The 10,236-nt window shown below is 69.8% G+C and carries 12 protein-coding genes; 6 read left to right on the forward strand and 6 right to left on the reverse strand.

Annotation, left to right across the window (positions count from 1 at the left end):
• Nucleotides 1-44 precede the first annotated feature (44 nt).
• The 3 genes from ACFWFI_RS36065 to ACFWFI_RS36075 are packed head-to-tail and all read right to left on the reverse strand — an operon-like array spanning nt 45 to nt 2,758.
• The gene (locus ACFWFI_RS36065; protein ID WP_387398801.1) at nt 45-797 is read right to left on the reverse strand and encodes an amino acid ABC transporter ATP-binding protein; all 753 of its coding nucleotides are present in this window, start codon (nt 795-797) and stop codon (nt 45-47) included.
• Between the two features lie 5 nt (nt 798-802).
• Nucleotides 803-1,771 (reverse strand): amino acid ABC transporter permease, encoded by a 969-nt coding sequence (locus ACFWFI_RS36070; RefSeq protein ID WP_387398778.1) that lies wholly within the window; start codon nt 1,769-1,771, stop codon nt 803-805.
• Nucleotides 1,772-1,798: 27 nt separating this feature from the next.
• Entirely contained in the window at nt 1,799-2,758 is a 960-nt protein-coding gene (locus tag ACFWFI_RS36075) for an ABC transporter substrate-binding protein (RefSeq protein WP_387398780.1), read from the reverse strand.
• A 522-nt stretch (nt 2,759-3,280) separates the two neighbouring features.
• Between ACFWFI_RS36075 and ACFWFI_RS36080 the strand changes: the two genes are divergently transcribed.
• The 5 genes from ACFWFI_RS36080 to ACFWFI_RS36100 all read left to right on the forward strand — a co-directional run bounded on the left by ACFWFI_RS36080 (nt 3,281) and on the right by ACFWFI_RS36100 (nt 7,080).
• Nucleotides 3,281-4,516, forward strand: a complete 1,236-nt coding sequence (locus tag ACFWFI_RS36080) for an NAD(P)-dependent malic enzyme (RefSeq protein WP_387398783.1) — start codon at nt 3,281-3,283, stop codon at nt 4,514-4,516.
• Between the two features lie 239 nt (nt 4,517-4,755).
• Entirely contained in the window at nt 4,756-5,721 is a 966-nt protein-coding gene (locus ACFWFI_RS36085) for a zinc-binding dehydrogenase (protein WP_387398785.1), read from the forward strand.
• Nucleotides 5,718-6,263: a GNAT family N-acetyltransferase gene (locus ACFWFI_RS36090; protein WP_387398787.1), complete on the forward strand. Its 546-nt coding sequence runs from the start codon at nt 5,718-5,720 to the stop codon at nt 6,261-6,263. Before ACFWFI_RS36085 ends, ACFWFI_RS36090 begins: the two co-directional genes overlap by 4 nt.
• 32 nt (nt 6,264-6,295) lie before the next feature.
• Nucleotides 6,296-6,505, forward strand: coding sequence for a sigma factor-like helix-turn-helix DNA-binding protein (locus tag ACFWFI_RS36095; RefSeq protein ID WP_014154112.1), 210 nt, complete (start codon nt 6,296-6,298; stop codon nt 6,503-6,505).
• Nucleotides 6,505-7,080, forward strand: a complete 576-nt coding sequence (locus ACFWFI_RS36100; protein ID WP_387398790.1) for a Clp protease N-terminal domain-containing protein — start codon at nt 6,505-6,507, stop codon at nt 7,078-7,080. Before ACFWFI_RS36095 ends, ACFWFI_RS36100 begins: the two co-directional genes overlap by 1 nt.
• A 53-nt stretch (nt 7,081-7,133) precedes the next feature.
• Here ACFWFI_RS36100 and ACFWFI_RS36105 read toward each other — a convergent pair whose 3' ends face one another.
• Both ACFWFI_RS36105 and ACFWFI_RS36110 read right to left on the reverse strand, forming a co-directional pair.
• Nucleotides 7,134-8,111, reverse strand: a complete 978-nt coding sequence (locus ACFWFI_RS36105; protein WP_387398792.1) for a PadR family transcriptional regulator — start codon at nt 8,109-8,111, stop codon at nt 7,134-7,136.
• Nucleotide 8,112: 1 nt separating this feature from the next.
• Nucleotides 8,113-8,970: a DUF4097 family beta strand repeat-containing protein gene (locus ACFWFI_RS36110; RefSeq protein ID WP_387398795.1), complete on the reverse strand. Its 858-nt coding sequence runs from the start codon at nt 8,968-8,970 to the stop codon at nt 8,113-8,115.
• Between the two features lie 167 nt (nt 8,971-9,137).
• On the opposite strand from ACFWFI_RS36110, the gene ACFWFI_RS36115 reads away from it, so the two are divergent.
• Entirely contained in the window at nt 9,138-10,028 is an 891-nt protein-coding gene (locus ACFWFI_RS36115) for a hypothetical protein (RefSeq protein WP_387398797.1), read from the forward strand.
• Between the two features lie 12 nt (nt 10,029-10,040).
• Here the strand turns inward: ACFWFI_RS36115 and ACFWFI_RS36120 are convergent, their stop codons facing one another.
• Nucleotides 10,041-10,220, reverse strand: coding sequence for a DUF6104 family protein (locus ACFWFI_RS36120; RefSeq protein WP_387398799.1), 180 nt, complete (start codon nt 10,218-10,220; stop codon nt 10,041-10,043).
• Nucleotides 10,221-10,236: the final 16 nt, after the last annotated feature.

Consider the following 10,236-nt stretch of genomic DNA (forward strand, 5'->3'; position numbering starts at 1 on the left):
GTACGGAACCGGTCCGTACCGCCCTCTCCGCCGTACGCAGGCTGTTACAGCACCTTCGACAGGAAGGACTTCGTCCGGTCGTGCTGCGGGTTCGTCAGGACGTCGCGCGGGTGGCCGGACTCGACCACGACGCCGTCGTCCATGAAGACCAGCGCGTCGCCGACCTCGCGGGCGAAGCCCATCTCGTGGGTGACGACGATCATCGTCATGCCGTCCTCCGCGAGACCGCGCATGACGTCCAGGACGTCGCCGACCAGCTCGGGGTCGAGGGCCGACGTCGGCTCGTCGAAGAGCATCAGCTTCGGCTCCATGGCCAGGGCGCGGGCGATGGCCACACGCTGCTGCTGTCCGCCGGAGAGCTGGGACGGGTAGCTCTTCGCCTTGTCGGACAGGCCGACCCGGTCCAGCAGCCGCTCCGCACGGGCACGGGCGACGGCCTTGGCCTCGCCCTTGACCTGGATCGGCGCCTCCATGACGTTCTCGAGGGCCGTCATGTGCGGGAACAGGTTGAAGCGCTGGAAGACCATGCCGATGTCCCGGCGCTGCAGCGCGACTTCGCTGTCCTTGAGCTCGTAGAGCTTGTCGCCCTTCTGCCGGTAGCCGACCAGGTCGCCGTCGACGGACAGCCGACCGGCGTTGATCTGCTCCAGGTGGTTGATGCACCGCAGGAACGTCGACTTGCCGGAACCGGACGGGCCGATCAGGCAGAAGACCTCACGCGGGGCGACCTCCAGGTCTATGCCCTTGAGGATGTGCGCGGCGCCGAAGGACTTGTGTACACCCTCGGCCTTCACCATGGCGGTCATGCGGAAACACCCCCCGAGGGACGGTTGCTGAAGGAGGCGAGATTGACCTTGATCCGCTGGAGCGGGGTGAGCGGCAGGCTGCGCAGGGTACCCCGGGCGTAGCGGCGCTCCAGGTAGTACTGGCCCACGCTGAACACGCTGGTCATCACGATGTACCAGATCGAGGCGACGAAGAGCATCTCCATCACGGCGTAGCTGGTCGAGCCGATCTGCGACGTGGAGCGCAGCAGTTCGTTGTAGGTGACCGCGTAGACCAGGGACGAGGTCTTCAGCATGTTGATGAACTCGTTGCCGGTCGGCGGGATGATCACCCGCAGTGCCTGCGGAAGCACCACACGCCGCATGGTCTTCGCCTGGGTCATGCCGAGTGCGTGCGAGGCCTCGGTCTGGCCCTCGTCCACCGACTGGATGCCTGCCCGGACGATCTCCGCCATGTACGCGGCCTCGTTGAGGGCGAGCCCCAGCAGGGCGCACATGAACGGCGTCATCACATCGGTCATCTCGTCCTTGTAGATGAACGGGATGTTGAGGACCGGGAAGATCAGGGCCAGGTTGAACCAGAGCAGCAGCTGCACGTAGACCGGAGTGCCGCGGAAGAACCAGATGTAGAGCCAGGCGACCCAGCTGGTCACCGGGTTCCTGGAGAGCCGCATGACGGCGAGCACCACACCCAGGATCACACCGAGGACCATGGCGAGCACACTGATCATCAGCGTGCGGCCCGCCCCTGCCAGGACGGTGTCGTCGAACAGCTTGTCCTGGACCGCCTGCCACTGGATGTTGCCCTGGGAGAAGGCGTAGACCAGAGCCGCCAGCAGCGCGATCACGACCACGCCGCTGATCCAGCGGCCGAAGTGCCGGACGGGGATGGCCTTGATGGTCTCCGGTGCGACGGTAGTGGCCTTGGAGACGGGTGCGGCGGCGACCGATGGGCCGCCGGGCACCTTGTCGAGCTTGTCAGTCACGGTGACTGCCCTTCGGTGGTGCGCCGGTCACTTGCCGCCGTTGACGGCGGCCTTGTCGATCGCGCCGGTGCCGGCGCCCCACTTGTCGAGCACCTTCTGGTAGGAACCGTCGGCGATGATCGCGTCCACGGCCTCCTTGAGGACGTCACGCAGCTCGGTGTTGTCCTTGTTCACGGCGATACCGAACGGGCCGGCGTCGACCTGCTCGCCGACGACCTCGAAGTCCTTGCCGCCGTTGGCCTTGCGGGCCAGGTCGAGGGCGACCGGGTAGTCGTTGACACCGGCGACGGCGCCGCCCGACTTCACACGGGTCTGGGCCTCGGTGTCGTTCTCGAAGGACTGGATGTCGACGGCCTTCTTGCCGCCGTCCGTGCAGGCCTTCGACTGCTTCTCCAGGGCCTTCTCGTACGTGGTGCCGCGCTGGACCGCCGCGCCCTTGCCGCACAGGTCCTCGATGGACTTGATGCCCTCGGGGTTGCCCTTCTTGGTGTAGACGGCGGTACCGGCCAGGAAGTAGTCGACGAAGTCGACGCCCTTGCCGAGCTTCTTGCCGCTGTCGTCCAGGCCCTCCTGGCGCTGCTTGTTGTCCGTGATGGACGACATGGCTATGTCGTGGCGGCCGGTGTTGAGAGCGGTGATCAGGCCGTCGAAGGAGCCGGAGGTGAACTCGAACTTCACGCCGAGCTGCTTACCGAGGGCCGCTGCGAGGTCGGGGTCCACACCGACGATCGTGCCGTTCTCGACGGACTCCATCGGGGCGTACTCGGCATTCGTGCCGACCTTGATGACGCCGGACTTCTGGTACTTCTCCGGGAGCTTGCCGAAGAGCGGGGCGCTGTTCTCGCTCGTGCCGTCACCGGCCTTCGTCGAACCGCTGTCGGTCTGGTCGCCACAGGCGGTCAGCAGCAGGGTGCCGGCGACCGCGACTGCGCAGACCGCGGCAATCCGGGACTTCGCGGTCGTACGACAGAGGGTGCTTGCGGTCATGATCGGAATCCTCCGGCGGTGAGGGAATGCTGGTCAGGTGGGCACGCACGCACCTTCGAGTGTCGCCACCTCGTGTGATTAGGGCATCTTGCCATTCGGACTCACCCAATCAGGGGGCCGGTCATGTCAAAATCGGGTAACGGGCGACCCCCGAACCTCAACGGGCCGGTGCCGCAAGGCCGGACCATCTGCTGGAAAGTGCGCGCCCTTCCGGAGAATCTCCGGTGCGTCTCGACCTACGGACGGCCTTTGTAGCCCTTAGTGGACTTGTCCAGATATTCGGCTATGAGTCATGTCACCGAGTCGATGCCGACTCGTAAGAGGCCCGGTCCGTCCGGTAAGAAAGACCTTTACACCCCTCATCCGGGGCTCAGGGCGCGTGTGCGGCGCGCCCGCGCGTATGTGCCTCCCCTGCCGGAGCGGTCCAACCGCTCAGTGCCGGGAACGTACGCGGTGCCCGCCCACCCCTCCTCAACCAGGAGTGGCCACCCTCAAATGATGAAGACTTAAGGGGTCAACACAATGGCAGCGGAGATCGTCAATCCTCGCAGCGACAGCAAGACGCACGGCACGGCCGGTGCGGCAGGGCTCAGCAGTGCGGACGAGCCCTTCGATCCGGCCTTCGCCCTCCACCGCGGCGGGAAGATGGCCGTGCAGGCCACCGTTCCGATCCGCGACAAGGACGACCTGTCCCTCGCGTACACGCCCGGCGTGGCCAAGGTGTGCAGCGCCATCGCCGAGCATCCCGAGCTCGTCCACGACTACACCTGGAAGTCGCAGGTCGTGGCCGTCGTGACGGACGGCACCGCCGTCCTCGGCCTGGGGGACATCGGCCCCGAGGCATCCCTCCCGGTGATGGAGGGCAAAGCGATTCTCTTCAAGCAGTTCGGCGGGGTCGACGCGGTGCCGATCGCGCTCGCCACGACCGACGCGGACGAGATCGTCGACACCGTCGTGCGCCTCGCGCCGTCCTTCGGCGGGGTGAACCTGGAGGACATCTCGGCGCCCCGGTGCTTCGAGATCGAGCGCAAGCTCCAGGAGCGTCTCGACATCCCGGTCTTCCACGACGACCAGCACGGCACGGCCGTGGTGACCCTCGCGGCGCTGCGCAACGCGGCGAAGCTGTCCGGCCGGACGCTCGGTGACCTGCGCGCCGTCATCTCCGGCGCAGGAGCGGCGGGCGTGGCCATCGCGAAGTTCCTGCTGGAGGCCGGCATCGGTGACGTCGCCGTCGCCGACCGGAAGGGCATCGTCAGCGGCGACCGTGACGACCTCACGGACGTCAAGCGCGAGCTGGCGGAGCTCACCAACCGGGCGGGCATCACCGGCTCCCTGGAGACGGCGCTGGCCGGCGCCGACGTCTTCATCGGAGTCTCCGGCGGTACGGTCCCCGAGCCGGCCGTGGCCTCGATGGCGCCCGGCGCGTTCGTGTTCGCCATGGCCAACCCGGACCCCGAGGTCCACCCCGACGTCGCGCACAAGTACGCGGCCGTGGTGGCGACCGGACGGTCGGACTACCCGAACCAGATCAACAACGTGCTGGCGTTCCCCGGTATCTTCGCGGGCGCGCTGCAGGTGCGGGCCTCCCGGATCACCGAGGGCATGAAGATCGCGGCGGCGAACGCGCTGGCGGATGTCGTCGGTGACGAGCTGGCCGCGGACTACGTGATTCCGTCACCGTTCGACGAGCGGGTCGCTCCCGCTGTCACCGCCGCGGTGGCCGCGGCCGCCCGTGCCGAGGGCGTCGCGCGACGCTGACGCCGGACGGGGCGGGGTGGTGCGCCGCTGAGCCGTCAGTGGTTCGCGGTCCGTCCACCGGCCCGCCCCGCTCCGAACCGGGGGCTCCGCCCCCGGGCCCGTCGATCGTCCCCGGATTACGTCCGGGGACACGACCGGCGGTCCGGACTCACAGAGCCCCTCGCCCACCGGTGGGCTGGGGTGTGTGTCACACCTTCGAACGCTTACGTCACGGCGCGTCACGGCCTATCGTCGTGGCCATGTTCGCCGCCTACGCAGCCCGCATCGACCGTGACCGGCCCCTCGAAGGACTCGAGCTGGGCGAACGCCCGGCCCCGGAGGCGCGGTCCGGGTGGACCACCGTCCGGGTCAGGGCCGCATCGCTCAACCATCACGACCTCTGGTCCCTGCGGGGAGTGGGCCTCGCCGAGGACAAGCTGCCCATGATCCTCGGCTGCGACGCCGCGGGCATCGACCAGGACGGCAACGAGGTCGTCCTGCACTCCGTCATCGGCCAGACGGGACACGGCGTCGGCCCGGACGAGCCGCGCTCCATCCTCACCGAGCGCTACCAGGGCACGTTCGCCGAGCAGGTCACCGTTCCCAGCTGGAACGTCCTGCCCAAGCCGAAGGAACTCACCTTCGAGGAGGCCGCCTGCCTGCCGACCGCCTGGCTGACGGCATACCGGATGCTGTTCACCAACGCCGGCGTGCGGCCCGGCGACTCCGTCCTCGTGCAGGGCGCGGGCGGCGGTGTGGCCACCGCCGCGATCGTGCTCGGCAAGGCCGCCGGGCTCCGGATGTTCGCCACCAGTCGTGACGAGGCCAAGCGCAAGCGGGCCGTCGAACTGGGGGCGATCGAGTCCTACGAGCCCGGTGCCCGGCTGCCGAAGCGTGTCGACGCCGTCATCGAGACCGTCGGAGCGGCGACCTGGTCCCACTCGGTCAAGTCGCTGCGGCCCGGCGGCACCCTGGTCATCTCGGGTGCCACCAGCGGGGACCGGCCCACGCACGCCGAGCTGACCCGGATCTTCTTCCTGGAACTCAAGATCGTCGGCTCCACGATGGGCTCCAAGGACGAACTGGAAGACCTGCTGTCCTTCTGCGCGGCAACCGGTGTGCGGCCCGTCATCGACGAGACCCTGCCCCTGGACCGGGCCCGCGAGGGCTTCGAGCGGCTCGCCACCGGTGATCTCTTCGGGAAGATCGTACTCACCACCTCGTGAGGTCGGCCGTGGAACTGCTGACGCCGGAAGGGCTGCTGCTGCGGCCCTGGCGGTCGGACGACGCCACGACGGTGCTCCGCGCCTTCGCACCTCCGGAGATGGCACGGCAGGCGGGCCGGCCCGTCACGACCACCGCGGAGGCGCTGGAATGGATCGCCGGCCGGGAGAGCGAGCGGGAGGCCGGAAGCGGATACACGTGGGCCGTCCTCCGTGAGGGTGCCGCGCTCGGGTCGGTGGCCGTGACTGCGGTGAATCATGTCCACAACACCGCCTGGGTCTCGTACTGGACCACCGAAGCGGCTCGCGGGACAGGTGTCGCCACCGCGGGCCTGCGGACTCTGGCCCGCTGGGCCTTCGACGGCCTGGGGCTCCACCGGCTGGAGCTCGGACACAGGACGAACAACCCGGCCTCCTGCGCCGTGGCCCTGCGGGCCGGCTTCGGCGCCGAGGGCATCGAGCGGAAGAAGCTCCGCTACGGGGACACCCGGTACGACGTCGAGCGCCACGCCCGCCTCGCCACCGATGATGTCAACGATGGTTGACAGGCGCCCGAGTGTCAACGTAAGTTGACATCATGACCGAAGCAACGGACCTCGCCGCGCGTGCCGGTGACCGTGACCCGCGTGTCGGGCTGCGGGCCGTCGCCGCGCTGCGAAGGCTGCTCGAGCAACTCGAAGCCGTCCAGGTGAGAAGCGCCCGCGTCCAGGGATGGTCGTGGCAGGAGATCGCCGCCGAGCTGGGTGTCAGCAGGCAGGCCGTGCACAAGAAGTACGGGAGGCATTGATGTTCGAGCGATTCACCAAGGGCGCCCGGGCCGCCGTGACCGGCGCGGTGACCCACGCCGAGCGGGCCGGGGCGGACTCCATCACCGAGGAGCACCTGCTGCTCTCCCTGCTGGACCAGAAGGGGAGCCGGGCCTCCTTCGCCGTCGCCGCCCTCGGACTCACCGACCGACGCGACTCTGTGGAGGCGGCGTTCGCGGAGGCCCGCCGCCGTGGCGGGCTCACCAAGTCCGACGAGGAAGCGCTCGCCGGTATCGGGATCGACGTCACCGAGATCGTGGCCCGGATCGAGGACGCCCACGGCGAAGGCGTCCTGGCAGGCGATCGCGGGAACCGCCGACGGTGGTCCGGGCGCCGCTCCTTCACAGGCGGTGCCAAGGGCATCCTGGAGAAGTCCCTGCGCATCGCCCTCGGCCGGCACGACCGTTTCATCGGCGAGGAGCACCTGCTGCTTGCGCTGACCGCCTGCCCCGGCGTCGTCGCCGATGTGCTCGCAGAGAACGGTGCGACCTATGCGACGGTGGAGCGTGCGCTGTACGGAGACGGCGGGGAGGGCAGGGCCGCCGCGGCGAGCTGATCGGGCGCCCGCCGCCCGGCCGGGGGTGCACGGCCGGGCGGCGCGCGGCAGGTTCAGGACGTGCCGGAGGTGCCCTTCGCCTCGTCGGCCGTTCCGCGCAGCAGCGAGTCGATCTGTGTCGCGGCTGTGGCCAGGTGGCTGCGGGCCGCCGAGAGCTGGGCCTCGGTGACGCCACGGTCCCGGGCGGCGTCACGGATCTCGTCCCGGAAGCGGTCCAGCAGACGGTCCAGGTCACGGGCCGGATCGCCGGTGGCCGTGGTGTCGGAGGCCCACTCGATGTCCGGCTCCTCGGGTGCCGGGCGGCTGTACGAGGGCCAGGTGCCGGTCCTGGCGAAGCCGCCGAGCTGGCCGGTGATCTCGGCCAGTCCATCCCGCACACCCGCGGGCCAGTCGCCCCGCGCGAAGTGCTCCTGGACCTGGCGCGCGGCGTTCTGCATCTGCTCCCGCGCCTTCTCGTGAGCCTCCTGGGCCTGCCGGCGGGCCTGTTCCGCGTCCTCGCGGGCCTTGCGGGACTCGTCCTTCGCCCTGCGGGCCTGTTCCTTCCACTCCTGCTTGGCCTTGCGCAGCTCCTCCTTCGCCATGCGCCAGGCCTCCTTGTCCCCGAGTCCGGGGTCCCAGCCGCTCCGGCCTCCGCCGGAGGTGTGGCGGGACTCGGATGCCGCCGCGCGCATCTCGCTGCGGAGCTGGCCGGCCGCGCCCCGCACGTCGTCGCGGATCTCGGCGGCCAGCTCGGAGACGGACTCGCGGATCTCCAGCTCCAGATCGGCCAGTTCGCCGCCCCGGCCCGCCAGCTCGGCCCGCCCTGCGTCGGTGATGGAGTAGACCTTGCGGCCGCCCTCGGTGGCATGGGTGACCAGGCCCTCGGCCTCCAGCTTGGCCAGTCGCGGATACACCGTGCCGGCCGACGGTGCGTACAGCCCCTGGAAGCGCTCCTCCAGGAGCCGGATCACCTCGTAGCCGTGGCGGGGGGCTTCGTCCAGCAGCTTGAGGAGGTACAGGCGCAAGCGGCCATGGGCGAATACGGGGGCCATGTCAGAGCACCTTTCCGGTCGGCTCGGCGTCATGCGCGTTGTCCTGGGCGGGGGGCCGGCGCAACAGGGCTATCGAACCCGAGACCGTGGTCGCCTTCAGCTTCCCCGTGCCCGCGCCCAGCGTGCCGGTGATCTTCTTCGCACCCCACTGGCCGCCCACGCGCAGGTCCTCGAAGGCGTTGGAGACGGTACCGCTCGCGGTGTTCGCCTCGACCTTCGCGTCCGCCGGGTGCGGCAGCCGGATGGCGATCTCGCCGGACACCGAGGTCAGTCTGATGTCCGTCGGCTTCGGTGAGGTGTCGAGGTCGAGCACCATGTGGCCGGTGACGGACTCCGCCCGGACCGAGGTGCCGGCGCCCTCCATGACCGTCAGATCACCCGACACGGACTGGAAGCGGAGATCGCCGGTGACCGTCTGGGCCTCCAGGCTGCCGGATACGGTCTCGGCCCGGACGGCACCGGAGAGCCCCACAAGGGTGGTGTCGCCGGAGATGCCCCGCAGCTCGGTGCGCCCACGGATTCCCGAGACGACCGCCTCGGCACCGATCACGCCGACCTCCACCGTCGCGCCGACGGGCACGACGAGCGAGACCGCGGCACTGCGGCGCGGACTCCTGCGGTCCAGCCAGGTGAGGAGGCCCTGCCACGGCAGATCCTCGTAGGTGACGGTGAGCGTGCCGCCCTCCAGGGTCACGACCAGCGGCGGCCCGTCGATCGCGGAGACCTCCAGCCGGGCGGTCGGTTCGTCGGTGCCGACGACATTGATCATGCCGTCGACAATGCGCACGTTGAGTGCTGTCACGGGGTCGTCGAACGTGAGCTTCCGGGGCTCGGCGACGGTCCACGTCGACTCAGGCATGGATCTGACCTCCCACTGGGTGGCGCGACGCAACATATCGCGTCTTCTCGATAACACGATATATCGCGGATCGGAGAAGTCAAGGGGGAATCGAAAGGGTGCTCGCGAGGAAGCGACTGAGTGCCCAAATGGTTCATACCTGAGCAAATTGGCCTAGCGTGTGGGCCATGACCGCGACATCTGTGGGCGCCCTGCTTCTGTGCCGGGCCGACCCCGAGGCCGTACGGCCCGTGGCCCATCTCCTGCAGGAGCGCATGCTGCTCGTGCCCGCCGGGGACGGCTGGAGCGTGCTCGTGCCCGAGGGGAAGCCCTGGCGCAAGGACGGCCACGGGGGCGACGGAGGAACACCGGCCGACGGGGGCGGCGGAGAAGCACCGGCCGACGGGGGCGCCGAGCCCGTCGACCGCGTGGTCGGCGGCTGGGCCACCGCCCTCGCCGTGGGCTCCACCTGGCCGGTGCTCGCCCTGTGGTGGGACGACGACCGGTCCGGATACACCCTCGCCTCGGGTTTCCGCCGCCCGGTCGGCTACATCTGGCTCGCCGACGGCACCCCGGCCGCCGAGGAGGAAGCCATGCGGACGTCCGCCATCCGGCTGGGCCTCGACCCCGTCCTGGACGTCCAGGAGCTGGAGGCCCTCACCCAGCCGGAGCCGGGGAGGGACGCCGACGCCAGACTGCGCGGGCTGCTCGCCGTACTCACCCGGGCCGGGGTGGACATGCCGCCAGGACTCACACCCGGCGAGCCCGCCGACCGGCTGCGTTCCGTCGCCGGGATCCATCCGGAAGCGGAACAGATCGAATGGGCGGGCTGGCGCGATGCCGTGCGCGTGGAACTCGACGCCGTCGAGAGCGGCAGCCTCGGCCCCTGGCTGCTCGGCCCGAAAGCCCGCGCGGTGGCCACGGCACAGGTCGCCGCGGGACTGCCGCTGACCCTGTGGGGAGCCCGTCGGCGCAGCGGCGGCTGGATCGCCGCGGGCCTGGTCCTCCTCGTGCAGGGCCTGCTCGGGCTCGCGTACAACCGCTTCAGGAGCGGGGGCGGAGGAAGCCCCGGACGGTGACCGGCCGACCGCCTACTCGTCCTCGTCGTCGTCCAGCCGTGCCAGCCAGGTCGCGAGGCGCTCGACGGGGACCTCGAAGTCGGGGTTGAGGTCGACGAACGTGCGGAGTTGCTCGGCGAGCCACTCGAAGGTGACCTCCTCCTCGCCGCGCCGCTTCGCCAGTTCCTCGATGCCACGGTCCGTGAAGTACATAAGACCAGATTAACGA

The sequence above is a fragment of the Streptomyces sp. NPDC060209 genome, from assembly GCF_042728155.1.
In the GTDB taxonomy this organism is placed as follows: Bacteria; Actinomycetota; Actinomycetes; order Streptomycetales; family Streptomycetaceae; genus Streptomyces.